19 protein-coding genes, 1 pseudogene and 1 riboswitch are annotated in these 21,519 nt (G+C 71.0%); of the genes and pseudogenes, 15 read left to right on the top strand and 5 right to left on the bottom strand.

Translation table 11 applies throughout. The annotated features are described in order from the left end of the window. Positions 1 to 111: 111 nt before the first annotated feature. On the bottom strand, positions 112 to 1,518 hold the full coding sequence (locus ABZ576_RS32620; protein ID WP_360749135.1) for a family 2B encapsulin nanocompartment shell protein: 1,407 nt from the start codon (positions 1,516 to 1,518) through the stop codon (positions 112 to 114). A 297-nt stretch (positions 1,519 to 1,815) separates the two neighbouring features. Between ABZ576_RS32620 and ABZ576_RS32615 the strand changes: the two genes are divergently transcribed. Further along, a complete protein-coding gene (locus tag ABZ576_RS32615) occupies positions 1,816 to 2,409 on the top strand; it encodes an N-acetylmuramoyl-L-alanine amidase (RefSeq protein ID WP_360749132.1) in 594 nt (197 codons plus the stop codon). Between the two features lie 201 nt (positions 2,410 to 2,610). Beyond that, the gene (locus tag ABZ576_RS32610; protein WP_360749130.1) at positions 2,611 to 3,633 is read left to right on the top strand and encodes a pyridoxal-phosphate dependent enzyme; all 1,023 of its coding nucleotides are present in this window, start codon (positions 2,611 to 2,613) and stop codon (positions 3,631 to 3,633) included. Here the strand turns inward: ABZ576_RS32610 and ABZ576_RS32605 are convergent. Continuing rightward, positions 3,630 to 5,213, bottom strand: coding sequence for a Na+/H+ antiporter (locus tag ABZ576_RS32605; protein WP_360749127.1), 1,584 nt, complete (start codon positions 5,211 to 5,213; stop codon positions 3,630 to 3,632). The two genes, ABZ576_RS32610 and ABZ576_RS32605, sit on opposite strands and share 4 nt — an antisense overlap. 61 nt (positions 5,214 to 5,274) lie before the next feature. Between ABZ576_RS32605 and ABZ576_RS32600 the strand changes: the two genes are divergently transcribed. The 3 genes from ABZ576_RS32600 to ABZ576_RS32590 all read left to right on the top strand — a co-directional run bounded on the left by ABZ576_RS32600 (position 5,275) and on the right by ABZ576_RS32590 (position 7,393). Then, on the top strand, positions 5,275 to 5,535 hold the full coding sequence (locus ABZ576_RS32600) for a UBP-type zinc finger domain-containing protein (protein WP_360749124.1): 261 nt from the start codon (positions 5,275 to 5,277) through the stop codon (positions 5,533 to 5,535). Positions 5,536 to 5,846: 311 nt separating this feature from the next. Further along, on the top strand, positions 5,847 to 6,263 hold the full coding sequence (locus tag ABZ576_RS32595) for an anti-sigma regulatory factor (protein ID WP_009190566.1): 417 nt from the start codon (positions 5,847 to 5,849) through the stop codon (positions 6,261 to 6,263). Between the two features lie 17 nt (positions 6,264 to 6,280). Continuing rightward, entirely contained in the window at positions 6,281 to 7,393 is a 1,113-nt protein-coding gene (locus tag ABZ576_RS32590; protein ID WP_360749121.1) for an RNA polymerase sigma factor SigF, read from the top strand. Between the two features lie 168 nt (positions 7,394 to 7,561). Here ABZ576_RS32590 and ABZ576_RS32585 read toward each other — a convergent pair whose 3' ends face one another. Beyond that, a complete protein-coding gene (locus ABZ576_RS32585) occupies positions 7,562 to 8,008 on the bottom strand; it encodes a hypothetical protein (protein WP_360749118.1) in 447 nt (148 codons plus the stop codon). A gap of 136 nt (positions 8,009 to 8,144) precedes the next feature. On the opposite strand from ABZ576_RS32585, the gene ABZ576_RS32580 reads away from it, so the two are divergent. Then, the gene (locus ABZ576_RS32580; RefSeq protein WP_360749115.1) at positions 8,145 to 9,113 is read left to right on the top strand and encodes a diacylglycerol kinase family protein; all 969 of its coding nucleotides are present in this window, start codon (positions 8,145 to 8,147) and stop codon (positions 9,111 to 9,113) included. A gap of 319 nt (positions 9,114 to 9,432) precedes the next feature. Beyond that, positions 9,433 to 9,690, top strand: coding sequence for a WhiB family transcriptional regulator (locus ABZ576_RS32575; RefSeq protein ID WP_003992873.1), 258 nt, complete (start codon positions 9,433 to 9,435; stop codon positions 9,688 to 9,690). 313 nt (positions 9,691 to 10,003) lie between these two features. Here the strand turns inward: ABZ576_RS32575 and ABZ576_RS32570 are convergent, their stop codons facing one another. Then, positions 10,004 to 11,470, bottom strand: a complete 1,467-nt coding sequence (locus ABZ576_RS32570; protein WP_360749203.1) for a PAS domain-containing sensor histidine kinase — start codon at positions 11,468 to 11,470, stop codon at positions 10,004 to 10,006. A gap of 332 nt (positions 11,471 to 11,802) precedes the next feature. Further along, positions 11,803 to 12,432, bottom strand: coding sequence for a TetR/AcrR family transcriptional regulator (locus ABZ576_RS32565; RefSeq protein ID WP_360749113.1), 630 nt, complete (start codon positions 12,430 to 12,432; stop codon positions 11,803 to 11,805). Positions 12,433 to 12,525: 93 nt separating this feature from the next. Here ABZ576_RS32565 and ABZ576_RS32560 point away from each other — a divergent pair, with 93 nt between their 5' ends. From ABZ576_RS32560 to ABZ576_RS32525, 8 genes and pseudogenes are all read left to right on the top strand, one after another. Continuing rightward, on the top strand, positions 12,526 to 13,278 hold the full coding sequence (locus tag ABZ576_RS32560) for an SDR family oxidoreductase (protein WP_360749110.1): 753 nt from the start codon (positions 12,526 to 12,528) through the stop codon (positions 13,276 to 13,278). Between the two features lie 133 nt (positions 13,279 to 13,411). Next, entirely contained in the window at positions 13,412 to 14,197 is a 786-nt protein-coding gene (nagB, locus tag ABZ576_RS32555; RefSeq protein WP_360749107.1) for a glucosamine-6-phosphate deaminase, read from the top strand. A 294-nt stretch (positions 14,198 to 14,491) separates the two neighbouring features. Beyond that, positions 14,492 to 15,256, top strand: coding sequence for a GntR family transcriptional regulator (locus ABZ576_RS32550; RefSeq protein ID WP_360749104.1), 765 nt, complete (start codon positions 14,492 to 14,494; stop codon positions 15,254 to 15,256). 143 nt (positions 15,257 to 15,399) lie between these two features. Then, entirely contained in the window at positions 15,400 to 15,669 is a 270-nt protein-coding gene (locus ABZ576_RS32545) for a DUF3311 domain-containing protein (protein WP_360749101.1), read from the top strand. Further along, complete coding sequence (gene mctP / locus ABZ576_RS32540; protein WP_360749098.1) at positions 15,666 to 17,294, top strand: monocarboxylate uptake permease MctP; 1,629 nt, start codon at positions 15,666 to 15,668, stop codon at positions 17,292 to 17,294. The genes ABZ576_RS32545 and mctP overlap by 4 nt, the downstream gene beginning before the upstream one ends. 110 nt (positions 17,295 to 17,404) lie before the next feature. Beyond that, positions 17,405 to 17,689 (top strand): annotated as a pseudogene (locus ABZ576_RS32535) (GNAT family N-acetyltransferase); the annotation flags it as partial. Positions 17,690 to 17,764: 75 nt separating this feature from the next. After that, positions 17,765 to 17,842: riboswitch (cobalamin riboswitch) on the top strand. A 144-nt stretch (positions 17,843 to 17,986) separates the two neighbouring features. Continuing rightward, positions 17,987 to 20,344, top strand: a complete 2,358-nt coding sequence (locus ABZ576_RS32530) for a ribonucleoside-diphosphate reductase subunit alpha (protein ID WP_360749095.1) — start codon at positions 17,987 to 17,989, stop codon at positions 20,342 to 20,344. A gap of 56 nt (positions 20,345 to 20,400) precedes the next feature. After that, positions 20,401 to 21,411 (top strand): ribonucleotide-diphosphate reductase subunit beta, encoded by a 1,011-nt coding sequence (locus ABZ576_RS32525; RefSeq protein ID WP_360749092.1) that lies wholly within the window; start codon positions 20,401 to 20,403, stop codon positions 21,409 to 21,411. Positions 21,412 to 21,519: the final 108 nt, after the last annotated feature.

Below are 21,519 nucleotides of genomic sequence, written 5' to 3'. Positions count from 1 at the left end.
CCTCCCCCTCGCCAGGTCCGCGGAGGCCGGCGGCACCGGCCCGGCCGGACGCGTACCCCGAGGGCCTACCCGCCGCGGCGGGCGGAGACACGGCCGCGACGTGCGGAAACGTCACCTCCACCGGCCGATCTCGACGTTCTCCAGCACGCCGAGCGCGTCGGGCACCAGGACGGCGGCCGAGTAGTACGCCGTCACCAGGTACTTGATGATGGCCTGCTCGTTGATGCCCATGAACCGGACCGACAGGCTCGGCTCGATCTCGTCCGGGATGCCGGACTGCCTCAGGCCGATGACGCCCTGCTCCGACTCGCCGGTACGCATGGCGATGATGGAGGTCGTCCTGGCCTCGCTGATCGGGATCTTGTTGCACGGGTAGATCGGCACTCCGCGCCAGGTGGGGATGCGGTTGCCGGCGATGTCGATGGTCTCCGGGACCAGGCCCCGCTTGTTCAGCTCCCGGCCGATGGCGGCGATCGCGCGCGGGTGGGCCAGGAGCAGCTTGGTGCCCCGGCGGCGGCTGAGCAGCTCGTCCAGGTCGTCCGGGCTCGGCACGCCGTCGTGCGGCTGGATCCGCTGGTCGTACTCGCAGTTGCTGAGGAGGCCGAACTCCGGGTTGTTGACCAGCTCGTGCTCCTGGCGCTCCTTCAGCGCCTCGACCGTGAGCCGCAGCTGCTGCTCGGTCTGGTTCATCGGCTGGTTGTAGAGGTCGGCCACGCGCGAGTGGATGCGCAACACCGTCTGCGCGATGCTCAGTTCGTACTCGCGGGGCCGCGGCTCGTAGTCGACGAAGGTGTGCGGGATGTCGGGCTCGCCGGAGTGGCCGGCCGCCAGCTCGACCTCCTTCTCGCCGTACTTGTTGGTCCGCTGCCTCGGCAGCGAGCGCAGTCGCTCCAGGTGCTCGCGCAGCGAGTCGGAGCGCTCCGCGACCTGCTCGAAGTCCTGGCGGCTGAGGATCAGCACCGTGCTCGCGGTGTCCGCGCGGACGGTGTACTCCCAGATCGCCTCCGGGTCCAGCAGCGACTGGTCGCCGAAGTAGGCGCCGTCGGCGAGGACACCGAGGACGGCGTCGTCGCCGTAGGGACCCGTGCCGATCTTCTCCACCCGGCCGTGGGCCAGCAGGTAGACCTCGTTCGTCTGGTTGCCGAAATCGGCGATGACCTCGCCGGGCGCGAAATCGCGCTGGCGGCAGCGGCGGGCCAGCTCGGTCAGCACCTCTTCGTCCTCGTACGCCCGCAGGGCCGGCAACTCACCCAGCTCGGCCGGGATGACCTCCACCTGGTCCCCGGTCTTCACAAAAGTGATGCGGCCGTCCCCGACGGCGTACGTCAGCCGCCTGTTCACCCGGTACGTGCCGCCCTGGACGTCCACCCAGGGAAGGGTGCGCAGCAGCCAGCGCGAGCTGATCTCCTGCATCTGCGGAACGGACTTGGTAGTGGTGGCCAGGTTCCGCGCTGCCGCCGTCCCGAGGGACTGCTGCGGCTTGCCCTGATCCGTGCGGACCTCTTCGCCTACCGACATAGAGAAATGCCCTCCCAAAGGTATGCCCGGCGCCGTATCGCAGCGGGCACCGGTCTCGTCTCCGAGCGTTCCAGCAGTCAGGGGGGCGGCGCCATTACCCGAAAGAGCGGGAATGGATCATCGCACTAGTGGGCAGAAAGAGGGACCTCGCTCCGGCCTCGCCGGTCCGCCGGCTGTCCGGATCGGCTCGCACAACGTACGAACGATGTGTCCCGTGGCGTCCGGTTTCGGTAGAAGCAGGCAGGACGAAACGGCCGCGACCGGCGGCCGGACCGGCACGGCACTAAGGAGTCGGGCATGGCCCCACCCATGTCGGCGAGCGGTTTTCTGGACGCGCTCCGGGCGGAGGGCGTCACGGTCGTCGAGGTCGGCGACTGGCAGCATCACAACCGCAATCACAAGGGCCCCTGGGGCCCGGTCCACGGCGTGATGATCCACCACACGGTGACACAGGGCAGCGCGCAGACGGTGGAGCTGTGCCGCGACGGCCACCCGGACCTGCCGGGACCGCTGTGCCACGGGGTGATCACCAAGGACGGCACGGTGCACCTGGTCGGCTACGGCCGCACCAACCACGCGGGGCTCGGCGACGACGAGGTGCTGCGGGCGGTGATCGCCGAGAAGGGGCTGCCGCCGGACAACGAGGCCAACACCGACGGCAACCGGCACTTCTACGGCTTCGAGTGCGAGAACCTCGGCGACGGCGAGGACCCGTGGCCACCGGAACAGCTGGAGGCGATCGTGCGGGCCGCCGCGGCGGTGTGCCGCGTGCACGGCTGGACCGAGCGGTCGGTCATCGGGCACCTGGAGTGGCAGCCGGGCAAGGTGGACCCCCGCGGCTTCACGATGCGGTCGCTCAGGGAACGGATCGCCGAACGCCTGAAGGGATAGCGCCGCCGGGCAGGTGAAGGGTGGCGCCGGCGGAGCCTGCCCGGCGGACGCCTGCCGCCGGACGCTGGACGGGATGGCGCCGCCCGACGCGGGGGACGGCGCGCGCCGGACGCCTGCGAGGGCGGCGCCGGGCGGAGCGGGCCGGCGGTCGCCCCGAGGGGGCGCCACCCGCGTGAGCGGGCCGGCGGGCGACAATGGAGTGTGACCGGCCCGGACGTCCTGACCCCCCGCCTCCCCTCCCCGCTCCAGGAGGTGGGGGACGACCGTTTCACGCGCCGTGGGCTGCGGCTGCTGCTCAAGCGGGACGACCTCATCCACCCGCGGCTGATCGGCAACAAGTGGCGCAAGCTGGTGCCGAACCTCGCGGCCGCGCGGGGCCGCGCCCTGGTCACCTTCGGCGGGGCCTACTCCAACCACCTGCGGGCCACCGCCGCCGCCGGCCGGCTCCTGGACGTGCCGACCACGGGCGTGGTCCGCGGCCAGGAGCTGGCCGGCCGCCCGCTCAATCCGTCCCTGGCCCGGTGCGCGGCGGACGGCATGCGGCTGCACTTCGTCGACAGGTCGACCTACCGGCACAAGTCCGAGCCCGAGACCCTGGCCCGGATCCTGCGCGCGGCCGGCGCCGAGGAGGCGTACGTCGTACCCGAAGGCGGCAGCAACGCCGAGGCGGTACGCGGCTGCCGGGCCCTCGGCGCGGAACTGCGCGGCCAGGCCGACGTCGTCGCGCTCGCCTGCGGCACCGGCGGCACCCTCGCCGGTCTCGCCGCGGGGCTGGCGGCCGGGCAGCGCGCGCTCGGCATACCGGTCCTGAAGGGCGGCTTCCTGGAGGCCGCCACGGAAGCCCTCCAGGAAGCCGCCTTCGGCGCCCGCACCGGCACCTGGTCCCTGGACGACCGCTTCCACTTCGGCGGCTATGCCCGGACGACACCTGAACTGGAGGAATTCGCTCAGGACTTCGAGCGGCGGCACCGAGTGGCCGTGGAGCGTCTCTATGTCGCCAAGTTGCTGTACGGAATCGTCGCCCTCGCGGAGGAGGGCGCCTTCGCGCGCGGGACGACGATCGCGGCCGTCATCACCGGCCGGCCCTTCCCCACGGCAGCCCCGGCAGGCCCGGCAGGCCCGGCTGCTTCCGACGCCCGGGAGGTCCCGGACGCCCGGGAGGTCCCGGACGCCCAGGAGGCCCCGGACGCCCAGGAGGTCCCGGACGCCCGGGAAAACCGCTAGCCGGCCTCCCTGAAGGCCGCCGCCTCCTCCAGGTCCAGGCGTCGCAGCAGGGCGCGCAGCATCTCGTCGTCGATGTGGCGGTGGTCGCGGAGCCTGACGAAGACCTCGCGTTCGGCGCTGATCATCTCGCGGGACAGCCGGCGGTAGGTGTCGTCCACGGACTCGCCGGTGACCGGGTTGACCTGGCCGAGCCGCTCCCAGACGGCGTTGCGGCGGCGCTCCAGGACCGTGCGCAGCCGGTCGGCGAGCGGCGGCGGCAGGGCGTTGCGCTCGTCCGCGAGCAGTTCGTCGAGCCGGGCCTCGGCGACCCGGGACGCCTGCGCCTGGGCGTTGGCCTCGGCGAGGGTCTCGGCCTGCCGGTCGCGACCGGGGAACTTCAGCATCCGGATCAGCGGGGGCAGGGTGACCCCCTGGACGACGAGGGTGCCGATGACGGTGGTGAAGGTCAGGAAGAGGATCAGGTTGCGGGGGCCGTCGGCCATGGCCGGCGGGATGGCGAAGGCGATGGCCAGGGAGACGACCCCGCGCATGCCCGCCCACGAGGTGACCATCGCGCCCCGCCAGGTGGGGTTCTCCTCCCGCTCCCGGATGCGCGCCGACAGCAGCCTGGGCAGGAAGGCGGCGGGATAGACCCAGACGAACCGGGCCACCACCACGACCAGGAAGACGACGACCGCGTACCAGGCGGCGGAGGCGCCCTCGTACTCCCCGAGCCGCTTGAGGACGACCGGCAGCTGGAGACCGATGAGGGCGAACACGGCGGACTCGAGCACGAAGGCGACCATCTTCCACACCGCCTCCTCCTGGAGCCGCGTGGCGAAGTCGACCTCCCAGGCACGGTGGCCGAGGTAGAGGGCGACGACGACCACCGCGAGCACCCCGGAGGCGTGCACCTGTTCGGCGACCCCGTAGGCGACGAAGGGGATGAGCAGGGACAGGGTGTTCTGCAGGAGGGGCTCGGTCAGGTGCGTCCGCAGCCAGTGCAGGGGCGCCATGAGGACGAGACCGACCCCGACACCGCCGACCGCGGCGAGCACGAACTCGCCGATCCCCCCGGCCCAGGTGGCACCCTCGCCGACGGCGGCGCCGAGCGCCACCTTGTAGGCGGTGATCGCGGTGGCGTCGTTCAGCAGCGACTCGCCCTGGAGGATGGTGGTGATCCGGGAGGGCAGGCCGACCCGGCGCGCGACCGCCGTGGCGGCCACCGCGTCCGGCGGCGCGACCACCGCGCCGAGCACCAGCGCGGCGGGCAGCGGCAGTCCGGGCACGATCAGGTAGGCGGCCCAGCCGACGACGACGGTCGCGAAGAGCACGTAGCCCACCGAGAGCAGCGCCACCGGCCGCAGCTGCGCCCGCAGGTCGAGATAGGAGCTGTCGCTCGCCGAGGTGTACAGCAGCGGCGGCAGCAGCAGGGGCAGGACGACGTGCGGATCGAGGGTGTAGGACGGAACCCCGGGCAGGTAGGAGACCGCCAGGCCAGCCGCGACCAGCAGCAGAGGCGCCGGTACGGGGGCGCGCCGGGCCGTGGCGGCCACCGCGGCGCTGCCCGCCACCAGCAACAGCAGGGGCATCACGTCCATGGTCCTCGCCCACCTCGTTTTTCCGCGCGGTCACCCGCACGCCCGTCGTAATCTGGCAATCATGAAACAGTGCACGCACGCCGACGCGCTGCCGCACCCCGAACCGGCACCGCTCGACCGGACCTGTCCGGAGTGCCGGCGGGACGGCACGCACCCGGTGCAGCTGCGGCTCTGCCTGACCTGCGGGCACGTCGGCTGTTGCGACTCCTCGCCGGGACGGCACGCGACGGAGCACCACCAGACGTCCGGTCACCCGGTGATGCGGACCTTCGAGCCCGGCGAGGACTGGCGGTGGTGTTTCGTGGACCACGTACTCGTGTGAGCGTGCTCGTATGAGCGAGACCGTCCCGCCCGACCGGGTTCTCGTGTGACACTGCATGCGGCGGCTGCCGCACGACGGTTCGAGCCTCTGACGTCTGGGTACGTCAACCCGGCGCGCGCTCTTCCCTTTTGGGCCCGCAAACCCTCTAGACACGGAGCGTATCCACAGCTTTACTGTGAGTGACGCCAGGGGGTCGGGGTCCCGGGACAGGAACGTTCGGAGCGCGATAGCGTCACCGCTTGAACCACGTACGCGTTACCCCGGGGGGCGACCCTCGGCCCCGTAAAGCTTGTACCACCATGGAGGTGAGGGTGTCCCAGATCGCAGGCGAGCCCGCGGCGAACCAGGACTTCGTGGAAGTCCGGCTGCCGGCTGCGGGTGCCTACCTGTCGGTGCTGCGGACGGCCACGGCCGGTCTCGCGGCCCGCTTGGACTTCACCCTGGACGAGATCGAGGACCTGCGCATCGCCGTGGACGAGGCCTGCGCGATCCTGCTCCAGCAGGCCGTGCCCGGCTCGGTCCTCAGCTGTGTCTTCCGGCTCGTGGACGACTCGCTGGAAGTCACCGTGTCGGCACCGACCACCGACGGCCACGCCCCTTCGCGGGACACCTTCGCCTGGACCGTGCTGTCGGCCCTCGCGGGCAAGGTCTCCTCCGCCGTGGACGAGGACAAGACGGTGTCGATCAGCCTCTACAAACAGCGCGGCGCCGGCCCCGGGCCGGCGTGAGGAACGGGGACGGGCCGGTGCGGGACGAAGAGCGCGGCACACGGGAGCTGCCGACCGGGGACGGGGGTGCCCCCTGGTCGACCAGCGCCGAGACCTCCGGGGCGAGCCCCCTGGACGGTTCCCGGCGCATGGCGGACGGCATCGACGGCATCCCCGAGCAGGCCAGGCCGCACCCGGAGGACGACTCCGCGCGGGCCGGCGGTGACGATGCCGGACAGGGCACGCCACCCCCGGCACGCGGCGGCGCCGGATCCGCCGTCCGCGCAGGGGCCAGGGCTCGGGGAAGGGCTACGGGCGGGACGATGAGCGAGCACGAGCGAGACGCCGACGACGACACGCCGGGCGCGGAGGCCGTGCGGGCCGTACAGCACGACGCCCAGGACCGCAGCGGTGCGCGGGCGAAGTTCGTCGAGCTGCGCAAGCTGCCGGACGGCAGTCCGGAGTACGCGGAGCTGCGCAACCAGCTGGTCCGTATGCACCTCCCGCTCGTGGAGCACCTGGCGCGCCGGTTCCGCAACCGCGGCGAGCCGCTGGACGACCTCACCCAGGTCGCCACGATCGGCCTGATCAAGTCCGTCGACCGGTTCGATCCCGAGCGGGGCGTGGAGTTCTCCACCTACGCCACTCCGACCGTCGTCGGCGAGATCAAGCGGCACTTCCGCGACAAGGGCTGGGCGGTCCGCGTGCCGCGCCGGCTGCAGGAGCTGCGGCTCTCGCTGACGACCGCCACGGCCGAGCTGTCCCAGCTGCACGGCCGGTCCCCGACGGTCCACGAGCTGGCCGAGAAGCTCGCGATCTCCGAGGAGGAGGTCCTGGAGGGCCTGGAGTCCGCCAACGCGTACTCCACGCTGTCCCTGGACGTCCCCGACACCGACGACGAGTCGCCGGCGGTCGCCGACACCCTCGGCGCCGAGGACGAGGCGCTGGAGGGCGTGGAGTACCGGGAGTCCCTCAAGCCGCTGCTGGAGGACCTTCCGCCGCGCGAGAAGCGGATCCTGCTGCTGCGCTTCTTCGGGAACATGACCCAGTCGCAGATCGCGCAGGAGGTCGGCATCTCGCAGATGCACGTCTCCCGGCTGCTGGCCCGCACGCTGGCCCAGCTGCGGGAGAAGCTCCTCGTCGAGGAGTGACCCGTCACCGGCGCGCGAGCACCGCGCCGGCAAGCGAGCTCCGCTCAGGCGAGACCCCTCCGGCCTCCGCCCGGCGGAGCTCCGCGCCTCTCCGCCCGGCGAGGATCCCCCACTCGGCGAGGCCTCTCCCGTCCGGAGTCCGTCGGGACCCGAGGGGTCCGGTGGGCGCTACTCGCCCCGGCCCGGTCCCTTGATCCCCAGGGCCCGGGTCGTCTCGCCGTTGACCAGGAGCACCAGCGCGGCCACGGCGACCACCGCGACGGCGATACCGGCCGGGATGGCCATGCTGTCGGCCTGGAGCAGGTTGTAGGCCACCGGCAGCGCCATGACCTGGGTGATCACCGCGGGGCCCCGGCTCCAGCCGCGCCGCAGCAGCAGACCGCGCGCCGCGAGCAGCGGCAGCAGCCCGAGGGCGAGCAGGGTGATCCCGAGGGTCACCGCCTGCTGCCGGTCGTCCGGCTCGCCGGTGAGCCCGCGGACCAGCACCCACAGGCCGCCGGCCACCAGGGCGGCCCCTTCCAGGGCGGCCAGCGCGGCCGCGTAGGTCAGCCGGCGCGGGCGCGGTTCCGCGGCGGCCGCGGTGGTGTCGGGGGCGGGATTTCGCTGACTGCTCACCCCAGCAGGGTAGCCGTCCGCCCCCGAGCGCCCGGCCGCGCCCCGCACGCCGCGTGTGCAGGCTCACGCCCTCGTCTCTTACCGGATCCCTACCTCGGTCTGGGCCGGGTACCCCCCAGTAGGTACGCTGCCATGCATGCGTGCACTTCTCGTGGTCAATCCGGCGGCAACCACCACCAGCGCACGCAGACGTGACGTTCTGATCCACGCCCTGGCGAGCGAGATGAAGCTGGAGGCGGTCACCACCGAGTACCGGGGTCACGCGCGCGACCTCGGCCGGCAGGCGGCGGAGAGCGACGACATCGACCTGGTGGTGGCGCTGGGCGGCGACGGCACGGTGAACGAGGTCGTCAACGGCCTCCTGCACGCCGGCCCGGCTCCGGAGCACCTCCCCGGTCTCGCCGTCGTCCCGGGCGGTTCCACGAACGTCTTCGCCCGCGCCCTGGGCCTGCCCAACGATCCGGTCGAGGCCACCGGCGCACTGCTGGACGCGCTGCGCGAGGGCAGCGAGCGGGTCGTCGGCCTCGGACTGACCTCGGGCACGCCGGGCTCCGAGGACGAGGCGGTGCCGGCCCGCTGGTTCACGTTCAACGCCGGGCTCGGGTTCGACGCGGGCGTGGTGGGCCGGGTCGAGCAGCAGCGCGAACGCGGCAAGAAGTCGACGCACGCGCTCTACGTCCGTCAGGTGGTCCGGCAGTTCCTCGGCGAGCCCAACCGGCGGCACGGCACGATCACCCTGGAGCGGCCCGGCGCGGACCCGGTCGGCGATCTCGTGGTCGCCATAGTCTCGAACACGTCCCCGTGGACGTTTCTCGGCAATCGCCCGATGTACACGTCACCTAAGGCCTCGTTCGACACGGGCATCGATGTGCTCGGTCTCAGCCGCCTGTCGACGGCCGCGGTTGCCCGGTATGGCACCCAGTTGCTCACTTCGTCCCCCGAGCGCGGCCCGCACGGCAAGCACGCGGTCTCCCTGCACGACCAGGACCAGTTCACCTTGCATTCGAAGGTTCCCCTGCCGCTTCAGATGGACGGTGACCACCTGGGGCTGCGAACGAGCGTGACGTTCACAGGCGTACGCCGTGCACTGCGTGTGATTGTGTGAGCGGAACGGGCGAAAGTCCTTTCACTCGAACGTTTAGGCCAGGATCCACCCCATGGAAGTACGGCTGTGACCTAGTCGACACCGAGGAATCAAAAAAAACTTTCCGGAAGGGGTTGTATCCGCCGCTGAGGTTTGCGAGTCTCTACGTGGCGATCGGGACGGCCCGCAAGACCGGCCTCCACTGATCACCGGAACCCCTCTCCAAACCAAGGACCACGCCGGGAAGACTCGGCGGTCGGCCCTTCACTTGTTGAGGGATTCGTGAAAGCGTTCACATTCACAAGCAACTTGCACGTAATACCAAGGAGAGGTAGCAGCCATGGACTGGCGTCACAACGCCGTTTGCCGCGAGGAAGACCCCGAGCTCTTCTTCCCCATCGGCAACACCGGTCCTGCGCTGCTGCAGATCGAGGAAGCCAAGGCCGTCTGCCGTCGCTGCCCGGTGATCGAGCAGTGTCTGCAGTGGGCGCTCGAGTCCGGTCAGGACTCCGGCGTCTGGGGTGGTCTCAGCGAGGACGAGCGCCGCGCCATGAAGCGCCGCGCCGCCCGCAACCGGGCCCGTCAGGCCTCCGCCTGACACACCCACCCCTGCTGACAGCCTGAGCTTGGCGGCGCGCACAGCACGTGCGCATCTCCCGCCCCCGAGCCGCAGCGCGCAGTACCCCCGATGCGCTTAGCCCTATAGCAGAGCAGCAACGAGCACGAGCCTCGGACCAATGGCGGTCCGAGGCTTTTTGCTGTGCCCACCGACGGGCCGTGCCCGCCGGCACCCCGTGTCCACCGGTCGCCGCGCCCGCCGTTCGGCCGCACCCACCGTTCGCCGTACCCGGCAGTCGCCGCCCGGCAGTCACCGGCAGTCGCCGCTCGGCCGGCGCGTCACCGCGCGCGGGTCACTTCTGCGCGCGTACCGGGATGTCCAGGATCACCCGGGTCCCCCGCTCCGGCGCCGGGACCATGTCGAACGAGCCGCCCAACTCGCCCTCCACCAGCGTCCGTACGATCTGGAGGCCGAGGTTGCCCGAGCGGTGCGGGTCGAAGCCCTCGGGCAGGCCGACACCGTCGTCCTGGACGGTGACCAGCAGGCGGGCCTCCTTCGTGGTGCCGCCGCGCAGCGCGGAGACCTCGACCGTGCCGGTGTCGCCCTCGCGGAAGCCGTGTTCCAGGGCGTTCTGGAGAACCTCGGTGAGGACCATGGACAGCGGGGTGGCGACCTCGGCGTCGAGTATGCCGAAGCGTCCGCTGCGCCGGCCGGTCACCTTGCCCGGCGAGATCTCGGCGACCATGGCCAGCACCCGGTCGGCGATGTCGTCGAACTCCACCCGCTCGTCCAGGTTCTGGGACAGCGTCTCGTGCACGATCGCGATCGAGCCGACCCGGCGGACCGCCTCCTCCAGGGCTTCCCGGCCGCGCTCGGAGTCGATCCGGCGGGCCTGGAGGCGGAGCAGGGCGGCGACCGTCTGGAGGTTGTTCTTCACCCGGTGGTGGATCTCCCGGATGGTGGCGTCCTTGGTGATCAACTCCCGCTCGCGGCGGCGCAGTTCGGTGACGTCACGGAGCAGCACCAGCGAACCGATGCGCGTCCCCTTGGGCTTGAGCGGGATGGCCCGGAACTGGATGACGCCGTCATGGGCCTCGATCTCGAACTCGCGCGGCGCCCAGCCGCTGGCCACCTTGGCGAGCGCCTCGTCCACCGGCCCCCGGGTCGGGGCGAGTTCGGCCGTGGTCTGTCCGAGGTGATGGCCGACGAGGTCGGCGGCGAGGCCGAGGCGGTGGTACGCGGACAGGGCGTTCGGGGAGGCGTACTGAACGATGCCGTCCGCGTCCAGCCGGATCAGGCCGTCGCCGACGCGCGGGGAGGCGTCCATGTCGACCTGCTGGTTGGGGAACGGGAAGGAACCGGCCGCGATCATCTGCGCGAGGTCGGAGGCGCTCTGGAGGTAGGTCAGCTCCAGGCGGCTCGGGGTGCGCACGGTGAGCAGGTTGGTGTTCCGGGCGATCACACCCAGCACGCGGCCCTCACGGCGTACCGGGATCGACTCGACCCGTACGGGGACCTCTTCGCGCCACTCCGGGTCGCCCTCGCGCACGATCCGGCCCTCGTCCAGCGCCGCGTCCAGCATGGGGCGGCGGCCGCGCGGGACCAGGTGGCCGACCATGTCGTCCTGGTAGGAGGTCGGACCGGTGTTGGGCCGCATCTGGGCCACCGAGACGTACCGGGTGCCGTCCCGGGTGGGCACCCACAGCACCAGGTCGGCGAAGGAGAGGTCGGAGAGCAGCTGCCACTCCGAGACCAGCAGGTGGAGCCACTCGAGATCGGAGTCGTCGAGGGCGGTGTGCTGGCGGACCAGTTCGTTCATGGAGGGCACGGTGCGAGCGTACCCGGGGCCTCGCGGGTGCCCGAAAAACACCCGCGGGCCGCGGCGCCTGGAAGGGACCCTCAACCCTCCCGGCACCGCAGCCCGGAGCATCATCGGCCGTGGGGTGTGCGGTCCCGGTCGGCCGAAGGTCGAGGAGCCGGGGCAGTCAGGGCAGAGAGCTCCGGTTCCTCGGTCCGCCTTCCTGTGCGGGGAAGACGGAGGCTTGTTCACTTGGATTGTGGACTAGACCATACGGGCGTGTCCACGGTGCTCACGGGGTGCGCGCCGCGGGGGCGCGGGCACCCGATGCCACGCAGCCTAGCCCGACCGGGTCACTCGTGGGGCCAGATGGACATCGCAATTTCCGCGAGTGCTTCCAATTCCTCCCGGCGCGCGCCGTCGCGGGCCTGCTGTGACATGCCCTGGATCATCGCGCCGGCGTGCCGGGCGAGGGCGGCGGCGTCGGTGCCCGCGGGCAGCAGGCCCGCCACGACGTCCGCGCGGATCCGGGACTCGAGGGCGGCGATGTTGGCGTTGCGCCGCTCGCGCAGCTGCGCCTCCACCTCGGGACTGGTGCAGTTGGTGGCGGCGTGGACGATCAGGCAGCCGTGCGGATGGTCCGGGTCCGTGTACCGGGCGGCGGCCTCGCGCAGCATCCGCTCGACGGCCGCGCGGGCCGTGGGCTCCTCGGCCAGGGCGCGGTCGCCGAAGTCGCCGTGGGTGCCGCTGTAGACCCGGACGACCTCGTCGAACAGGGTGCGCTTGTCGCCGAAGGCCGCGTACAGACTGGGGGCGCCGATTCCCATGATCCGGGTGAGGTCGGAGACCGAGGTGGCCTCGTACCCGTGCTCCCAGAAGGCCATCAGCGCTTTCTCCAGCGCCGTGGCCCGGTCGAAGGAGCGCGGCCGGCCCCGCGTCCGGCCCCTGCCGCCCTGCGTCTGTGTCTCCTGACCCGTCACCATGGCGGCCATTTTATAGCGCCCCCTAGAAAATTGTCGGCGGGGTGCTGTACGGTTTTTTTGTAACGACCACTAGGGAAATCCGGAGGGGCGGACATGGGCGTGCTCACGGGCAGGACGGCGCTGGTCACGGGGGCGAGCCGGGGTATCGGGCGGGGGATCGCCGAGCGCCTGGGGCGGGACGGGGCGCGGGTGGCGGTGCACTACGGCCGCAATGAGAGCGCCGCGAAGGAGACGGTCGCGGCGATCGAGGCGGCCGGCGGAGACGCGTTCGCGATCGGTGTGGAACTGGGGACGCCGGGGGACGCCGAGCGGGTGTGGCAGGAGTTCGACCGGCACGCCGAAGGACTGGACATCCTGGTGAACAACGCCGGGATCGGCACGTCGCCGCCGATCGGGGAGATCGGCGAGGAGGAGTACGACCGGGTGTTCGCAGTGAACACGAAGGCGCCGTTCTTCCTGGTCCGGCACGGACTGCCGCGCCTGCGCGACGGCGGCCGGATCGTCAACATCTCCTCCGGGCTCGCGCGCACGGCGGTGATGCCGGACAAGGTGGCGTACGCGATGACCAAGGCCGCCCTCGACGTCTTCTCACGGGACCTGTCCAAGCTGCTGGGCCCCCGCGGCATCACGGTGAACTCGGTGGCACCCGGGGTCATCGACACCGACAACACCGCGGACTACCTGTACGGGACGGAGGACGGCCTGGCCAGGGCCGCCGCGATATCCGCCCTGGGGCGCGTGGGGACGCCGGCGGACGTCGCCGACGTGGTGGCCTTCCTGGCGTCGGACGCCGGCCGCTGGGTGACCGGCCACTGGCTGGACGCGACGGGCGGCTCGCTCACCTGAGAACGGCCTCCCGCCGGGCCGCCGAGGGGCCCGGGAACCGGCTTCCGGGGCGCGCCCGGGGACCCCGATTCTGTTAGATTGGTCTAAACCACATAGAGACGCACACAGCCCTCTTCAGAACGGCAGGCCCAGCGTGGAAGTTGTCATCGTTCCGGACGCCGCGGCGGGCGGCGAGCTGATCGCCGAGGCCATGGCCCAGCTGCTGCGACGCAAGCCCGACGCTCTGCTCGGCGTGGCCACCGGCTCCACCCCGCTGCCCATTTACCAGGCACTGACCGCCAAGGTGCGCGCCGGCGAGGTGGACGCCTCACGGGCGCGGATCGCACAGCTCGACGAGTACGTGGGGCTGCCCGCGGACCACCCCGAGTCCTACCGCTCGGTGCTGCGCCGCGAGGTGCTGGAGCCGCTGGGCATAGACATGGCCTCGTTCATGGGGCCGGACGGCACGGCGTCCGACATACAGGCGGCCTGCCACGCGTACGACCGCGCCCTCGCCGCGGCCGGCGGTGTCGACCTCCAGCTGCTCGGCATCGGCACCGACGGTCACATCGGGTTCAACGAGCCGTGCTCCTCGCTCGCCTCGCGCACCCGGATCAAGACGCTGACCGCGCAGACCCGGATCGACAACGCCCGCTTCTTCGACGGGGACATCGAGCAGGTCCCGCACCACGTCATCACCCAGGGCATCGGGACGATCCTGGAGGCCCGGCACCTGGTGCTGCTGGCCACCGGCGAGGGCAAGGCGGACGCGGTCGCCGCGACGGTGGAGGGCCCGGTCGCGGCCGTCTGCCCGGCCTCCGCGCTCCAGCTCCACCCGCACGCCACGGTCGTCGTCGACGAGGCCGCCGCGTCCAAGCTGAAGCTGGCCGACTACTTCCGGCACACCTATGCCAACAAGCCGGAGTGGCAGGGGATCTAGTCCGGGGCACCGGGGGCGCGGTAGCGGGACACCCGCCGGCGCCCCCGCCGGTCCCCCGCCGCGCCGGCCCGGGCGCCGGCCCGGGCGCCGGCCGATGACACGGACGGTGCCGCCACCCGCCGCCGCCCGCCTACTCCGCCGGGCGTTGGACTAGACCAACAGCAGGTGCAACGGTATACAGAGGAGATCACGGAGCGTGCGGGTGGAGTCGGACACCGCAACCCGTGCCACGATGTGAGCCGTGGCCGATGGGATGTCGGTCGCTTGCGGCATTCGGAGCCGGGAAGGCAGAGCATGAGCACCGACGTCAGCAGTGCGGAGAACGAGGCAGGCACCACCGTCCGTACCGCGCGCGTGCCCAAGTACTACCGCTTGAAGAAGCACCTGCTCGACATGACGGAGACGCAGGCACCGGGCACGCCGGTGCCGCCCGAGCGCACGCTGGCCGCCGAGTTCGACACCTCCCGCACCACGGTCCGCCAGGCCCTCCAGGAACTGGTGGTGGAGGGCCGGCTGGAACGCATCCAGGGCAAGGGCACCTTCGTGGCCAAGCCCAAGGTCTCCCAGGCGCTGCAGCTCACCTCGTACACGGAGGACATGCGGGCCCAGGGCCTGGAGCCGACCTCGCAGCTGCTGGACATCGGGTACATCACCGCCGACGACCGGCTCGCCGAGCTGCTGGACATCACCGCCGGCGGGCGCGTGCTGCGCATCGAGCGGCTGCGCATGGCCAACGGCGAGCCGATGGCGATCGAGACCACCCACCTGTCCGCCAAGCGCTTCCCGGCGCTCAGGCGCTCGCTGGTGAAGTACACCTCGCTCTACACCGCACTGGCCGAGGTCTACGACGTCCACCTCGCCGAGGCCGAGGAGACGATCGAGACCTCGCTGGCCACCCCGCGCGAGGCGGGTCTGCTCGGCACCGACGTCGGCCTGCCGATGCTGATGCTCTCCCGCCACTCGCTGGACCGCGAGGGCAAGCCGGTGGAGTGGGTGCGCTCGGTGTACCGCGGGGACCGGTACAAGTTCGTGGCGCGGCTGAAGCGGCCGGCGGAGTAAGGACCCGCCAACGGCGGCCTTGGCCGCACGTGTTCGCTGAATCGATATACCGATATGCGGACGAGGGCTTCCGCTGTCACGACACCGTCACCTAGATTGCGTGCGCATTAAACAGGTGATCGCGAGGGGACGGGAGCCGTGGCATGTCAAAAACGCCTGAAGTGAGACCACCGGTGGTGACACCGGGCAGGGTGATCATCGCCCTCTGTCTCGTCGCGCCCTTCGTGGCGATGCTGTGGGTCGGCTCGTACGCGAAGGTCGACCCCACGTTCATCGGTATCCCGTTCTTCTACTGGTACCAGATGCTCTGGGTGCTGATCTCCACCGCGCTCACGATGGTCGCGTACCAGCTGTGGCAGCGTGACCAGCGCGCCCGCAAGGCGGCGGCCCGGCACGAGGAGGTGGCGAAGTGAAGGACGGCGTCAACGGCGTCGCACTCGGCGTCTTCATCTTCTTCTTCCTGGCCGTCACGGTCGTGGGCTTCCTGGCCGCGCGCTGGCGCAAGGCCGAGAACGAGCACACCCTGGACGAATGGGGCCTGGGCGGCCGGTCGTTCGGCACCTGGATCACCTGGTTCCTGCTCGGCGGCGACCTGTACACGGCGTACACCTTCGTCGCCGTGCCGGCCGCCATCTACGCGGCGGGAGCGGCCGGCTTCTTCGCGGTGCCGTACACGATCCTGGTGTACCCGCTGATCTTCACCTTCCTGCCCCGCCTGTGGTCGGTCTCGCACCGCCACGGGTACGTCACGACGTCCGACTTCGTGCGCGGCCGGTTCGGCTCGAAGGGCCTGTCGCTCGCGGTGGCGGTGACCGGCATCCTGGCGACGATGCCGTACATCGCGCTCCAGCTCGTCGGCATCCAGGCCGTGCTGGACGTGATGGGCGTCGGCGGCGGCGAGAACACCAACTGGTTCGTGAAGGACCTGCCGCTGCTCATCGCCTTCGGTGTGCTGGCCGCCTACACCTACTCCTCCGGCCTGCGCGCCCCCGCCCTGATCGCGTTCGTCAAGGACACGCTGATCTACATCGTCATCGCGGTGGCGATCATCTACATCCCGATCAAGCTGGGCGGGTTCGACGACATCTTCGCCAAGGCCGGCGAGGCGTTCAGCCAGGTCAACCCGGTCACCGAGAAGCCGCGCGGGGCGATCGCCCCGCCGGAGACCGGCCAGTGGACGTACGCCACGCTGGCCCTCGGCTCCGCGCTGGCCCTGTTCATGTACCCGCACTCGATCACCGCGACCCTGTCGTCCAAGAGCCGTGAGGTGATCCGCCGCAACACCACGATCCTGCCGCTGTACTCGCTGATGCTGGGTCTGCTGGCGCTGCTGGGCTTCATGGCGATCGCGGCCGGGGTGAAGGTCACCAACGGCCAGCTGGCCATCCCGCAGCTGTTCGAGGACATGTTCCCGGACTGGTTCGCGGGCGTGGCCTTCGCGGCGATCGGCATCGGCGCGCTGGTGCCGGCGGCCATCATGTCCATCGCGGCGGCCAACCTCTTCACCCGCAACATCTACAAGGACTTCATCAAGCCGGACGCGACGCCCCAGCAGGAGACCAAGGTCTCCAAGCTGGTCTCCCTGCTGGTGAAGGTCGGCGCCCTGGTCTTCGTCCTCACCATGGACAAGACCGTGGCCATCAACTTCCAGCTGCTCGGCGGCATCTGGATCCTGCAGACCTTCCCGGCCCTGGTCGGCGGCCTGTTCACCCGCTGGTTCCACCGCTGGGCGCTGCTGGCCGGCTGGGCGGTCGGCATGGTCTACGGCACGGCCGCCGCGTACGGCATCGCCTCGCCGACGCAGAAGCACTTCGGCGGCAACGCCAAGGAGATCCCCGGCATCGGCGAGATCGGCTACATCGGTCTCACCGCGATCGTCCTGAACATCCTGGTGACCGTGGTCCTCACCGTCGTCCTGAAGGCCGTCAAGGCCCCCGAGGGCGTGGACCAGACCCGGCCGGAGGACTACACGGCGGACGCCGGCGATCCCGGGGTCCAGGTGGAGCTGCCCGCGGCCACCGCGGGCGCCGGCCACTAGCACCCCACGCACCACCCCGAAGCGGGCCGTCGGACAGCACGTGTTCCGGCGGTCCGCTTCCTTGCACACTCGGACCATGGACATCGCGATCCGCCCCGCCGAGCCGGGCGCCCATGGCCGACATCGCGCGGCCCGGGGAGGCGGAGATCCGGATGCTCGCGGTCGCCCGGGAGGCCCGCGGCCGGGGTGCCGGCGAGGCGCTCGTGCGGGCGTGTGCCGGGCGCGCACGGGCCCTGGAGGGCTGCACGGCGGTCGTCCTGTCGACCCAGCGCACCATGCACGCCGCCCATCGCCGCTACGAACGCCTGGGCTTCCGCCGCGTTCCCGAACGCGACCGGAATCCGCTGCCGGAGCTCGACGACATCACTCTCCTCACCTACGAGTTGACGCTCTGACACCGGCGCGACACAACATCTGGGGGTGACACGACAGCCCGGCACTAGATGTATGCTCGTCCTCGCTGTCCGCAGGGGAATCCGGTGCGAGTCCGGAACTGTCCCGCAACGGTGTACTTGCGCGTATCCGCGTGCCTGCCCAGTCCGAGGACCTGCCGACAGCGCGCCCGGCCGTCCGGCCCGGGCGCGTATCGACGTCCGGGCCTCGCGGAGTGGGCCGGTGGACGCGACGCCCTCGCGTGCTCGCGGCTGCCCCTGCCCTCCGCCAGGCCCCGTGCCGAGCGAGGGAGACCCCACGTGACCATCGCGCCAGCCGACCCGGCTTCAGTCAGCGAGCTGGAGACCGACGGTCCCGGTGCCGTGCTGCTGCGGACCCTGACCGAGCTGACCGCCGACCTGCCCGACGCGGACCCGGGCCGGGTCGCCGCCGCCGCGCTGCGCGGCCGGTCCGCCCGGGCCGACGAGGCGGAGCTGCGGGAACTGGCCACGGAGGCCGCGGCGGGTCTGATCTCCGAGGACCCGGCCTACTCGAAGCTGGCCGCCCGGCTGCTGACCCTCACCATCCGGGACGAGGCCGCCTCGCAGGGCGTGACGTGCTTCACCGAGTCGGTCGAGGTCGGCCACCGCGAGGGCCTGGTCGCGGACCGCACCGCGGACTTCGTCCGGCTGCACGCGCAGCGGCTCGACACGCTGATCGACACCGCGGCCGACGACCGGTTCGGCTACTTCGGCCTGCGCACCCTGCACAGCCGCTACCTGCTGCGCCACCCGATCACCCGCAAGGTGATCGAGACGCCCCAGCACTTCATGCTGCGGGTGGCGAGCGGCCTGGCCGAGGACGACACGGCCCGCTCCGTGGACGAGGTCGCGGCGCTGTACCGGCTGATGAGCCGCCTGGACTACCTGCCCTCCTCCCCCACGCTGTTCAACTCCGGCACCCGGCATCCGCAGATGTCGTCCTGCTACCTCCTCGACTCGCCGCTGGACGAGCTGGACTCCATCTACGACCGCTACCACCAGGTCGCCCGGCTGTCGAAGCACGCCGGCGGGATCGGTCTGTCCTACTCCCGCATCCGCAGCCGCGGTTCGCTGATCCGCGGTACCAACGGGCACTCCAACGGGATCGTGCCGTTCCTGAAGACGCTGGACGCCTCGGTCGCCGCGGTGAACCAGGGCGGGCGGCGCAAGGGCGCGGCGGCGGTCTACCTGGAGACCTGGCACTCCGACATCGAGGAGTTTCTGGAGCTGCGGGACAACACCGGTGAGGACGCCCGCCGTACGCACAACCTGAACCTGGCGCACTGGATCCCGGACGAGTTCATGCGCCGGGTCAACGCCGACGAGCAGTGGTCGCTGTTCTCCCCCGCCGACGTGCCCGAGCTGGTGGACCTGTGGGGCGAGGAGTTCGACGCCGCCTACCGCAAGGCCGAGGCCGCCGGGCTGGCGAAGAAGACGATGCCGGCCCGCGACCTGTACGGCCGGATGATGCGCACGCTCGCGCAGACCGGCAACGGCTGGATGACGTTCAAGGACGCCGCCAACCGCACCGCCAACCAGACCGCGGTGCCGGGCAACGTGATCCACTCCTCCAACCTGTGCACGGAGATCCTGGAGGTCACCGACGACGGGGAGACGGCCGTCTGCAACCTCGGGTCCGTGAACCTGGGCGCCTTCGTGGCCGGCGGGGACATCGACTGGGAGCGGCTGGACGAGACCGTCCGCACGGCCGTGACCTTCCTCGACCGGGTGGTGGACATCAACTTCTACCCGACGGAGCAGGCGGGGCGTTCCAACGCCAGGTGGCGGCCGGTCGGTCTGGGCGCCATGGGGCTCCAGGACGTCTTCTTCAAGCTGCGCCTGCCCTTCGACTCCGCCGAGGCCAGGGCCCTGTCCACGCGCATCGCCGAGCGGATCATGCTCGCCGCCTACGAGGCGTCCGCCGACCTCGCCGAGCGCAACGGCCCGCTGCCCGCCTGGGAGGAGACCCGCGCCGCCCGCGGGGTCCTGCACCCCGACCACTTCGACACCGACCTCACCTGGCCCGAGCGCTGGGACGCCCTGCGGGCGCGCATCGCGCGGACGGGCATGCGCAACTCGCTGCTCCTCGCCATCGCGCCGACGGCCACCATCGCCTCCATCGCGGGCGTGTACGAGTGCATCGAGCCGCAGGTGTCCAACCTGTTCAAGCGCGAGACGCTGTCGGGTGAGTTCCTCCAGGTCAACTCCTACCTGGTGCAGGACCTGAAGGACCTCGGCGTGTGGGACGCCCGCACCCGCGAGGCGCTGCGCGACGCCAACGGCTCGGTGCAGGACTTCGTCTGGATCCCCGAGGAGGTGCGCAAGCTGTACCGCACGGCGTGGGAGATCCCCCAGCGCGGCCTGATCGACATGGCCGCCGCCCGCACCCCGTTCCTCGACCAGGCCCAGTCGCTGAACCTCTTCATGGAGACGCCGACCATCGGCAAGCTCTCCTCCATGTACGCCTACGCCTGGAAGGCCGGGCTGAAGACCACGTACTACCTGCGCTCGCGGCCCGCGACGCGCATCGCCCGCGCCGCCCAGGCGCAGGCCACGATCCCCGTGCAGCAGGTCGCCGACCCCGAGGCGGTCGCCTGCTCCCTGGAGAACCCCGAGTCCTGCGAGGCCTGCCAGTAATGCCCGCCCCCCACCCGACCACCACCCCTGGAGGACGGCGCTCCGCGCCGACAGCAATGAACCGGAACGCCAATCTCCTCGACCCGGGCTTCGAGCTGACCCTCCGCCCCATGCGCTACCCGGACTTCTACGAGCGCTACCGGGACGCCATCAAGAACACCTGGACCGTCGAAGAGGTCGACCTCCACTCCGACGTCGCCGACCTCGCCAAGCTCACTCCCGAAGAGCAGCACCTCATCGGCCGCCTGGTCGCCTTCTTCGCCACCGGCGACTCCATCGTGGCCAACAACCTGGTGCTGACGCTGTACAAGCACATCAACTCCCCGGAGGCGCGGCTGTACCTGAGCCGGCAGCTCTTCGAGGAGGCCGTCCACGTCCAGTTCTACCTGACGCTGCTGGACACCTACCTTCCCGACCCGGACGACCGCGCCGCCGCCTTCGCCGCCGTGGAGAACATCCCCTCCATCCGCGAGAAGGCCGAGTTCTGCTTCAAGTGGATCAACGAGGTCGAGAAGATCGACCGCCTGGAGACCCAGGCCGACCGGCGCCGCTTCCTGCTCAACCTGATCTGCTTCGCCGCGTGCATCGAGGGACTCTTCTTCTACGGCGCCTTCGCGTACGTCTACTGGTTCCGCAGCCGCGGTCTCCTGCACGGCCTGGCCACCGGCACCAACTGGGTCTTCCGTGACGAGACCATGCACATGTCCTTCGCGTTCGAGGTCGTCGACACCGTCCGCAAGGAGGAGCCGGAGCTGTTCGACGACGCGCTCCAGCAGCAGGTCACCGACATGCTCGCGGAAGCCGTCGAGGCCGAGCTGCAGTTCGCGCGCGACCTGTGCGGTGACGGCCTGCCGGGCATGAACACCGACTCCATGCGCGCGTACCTGGAGTGCGTCGCCGACCAGCGCCTCACCCGCCTCGGCTTCGCGCCCGTCTACGGTTCGGAGAACCCGTTCTCCTTCATGGAGCTGCAGGGCGTCCAGGAGCTGACGAACTTCTTCGAGCGCCGTCCCTCGGCCTACCAGGTCGCCGTGGAGGGCACGGTCGACCTGGACGAGGACTTCTGACGGTCGGCAGCCGCTCGGCGCCGCCCGCCCGCACCGCCTTCGAGGGGGTGCCGGCGGTAACGATTATCCTTATCAAACACGAATGGTTGTTTTCTTCATTTTTTATCA

The organism is Streptomyces sp. NPDC013455 (assembly GCF_040632975.1).
Taxonomy (GTDB): domain Bacteria; phylum Actinomycetota; class Actinomycetes; order Streptomycetales; family Streptomycetaceae; genus Streptomyces.
Note: the sequence above shows the minus strand (reverse complement) of the source record. Positions and strands in the feature narration are given on the sequence as shown.

Coding starts and splice junctions, on each gene's coding strand:
- ABZ576_RS32620 (WP_360749135.1), bottom strand. CDS start 1,518: ATGTCGGTAGGCGAAGAGGTCCGCACGGATCAGGGCAAGCCGCAGCAG.
- ABZ576_RS32615 (WP_360749132.1), top strand. CDS start 1,816: ATGGCCCCACCCATGTCGGCGAGCGGTTTTCTGGACGCGCTCCGGGCG.
- ABZ576_RS32605 (WP_360749127.1), bottom strand. CDS start 5,213: ATGGACGTGATGCCCCTGCTGTTGCTGGTGGCGGGCAGCGCCGCGGTG.
- ABZ576_RS32600 (WP_360749124.1), top strand. CDS start 5,275: ATGAAACAGTGCACGCACGCCGACGCGCTGCCGCACCCCGAACCGGCA.
- ABZ576_RS32580 (WP_360749115.1), top strand. CDS start 8,145: ATGCGTGCACTTCTCGTGGTCAATCCGGCGGCAACCACCACCAGCGCA.
- ABZ576_RS32575 (WP_003992873.1), top strand. CDS start 9,433: ATGGACTGGCGTCACAACGCCGTTTGCCGCGAGGAAGACCCCGAGCTC.
- ABZ576_RS32570 (WP_360749203.1), bottom strand. CDS start 11,470: ATGAACGAACTGGTCCGCCAGCACACCGCCCTCGACGACTCCGATCTC.
- ABZ576_RS32565 (WP_360749113.1), bottom strand. CDS start 12,432: ATGGTGACGGGTCAGGAGACACAGACGCAGGGCGGCAGGGGCCGGACG.
- ABZ576_RS32560 (WP_360749110.1), top strand. CDS start 12,526: ATGGGCGTGCTCACGGGCAGGACGGCGCTGGTCACGGGGGCGAGCCGG.
- ABZ576_RS32550 (WP_360749104.1), top strand. CDS start 14,492: ATGAGCACCGACGTCAGCAGTGCGGAGAACGAGGCAGGCACCACCGTC.
- ABZ576_RS32545 (WP_360749101.1), top strand. CDS start 15,400: ATGTCAAAAACGCCTGAAGTGAGACCACCGGTGGTGACACCGGGCAGG.
- ABZ576_RS32525 (WP_360749092.1), top strand. CDS start 20,401: ATGAACCGGAACGCCAATCTCCTCGACCCGGGCTTCGAGCTGACCCTC.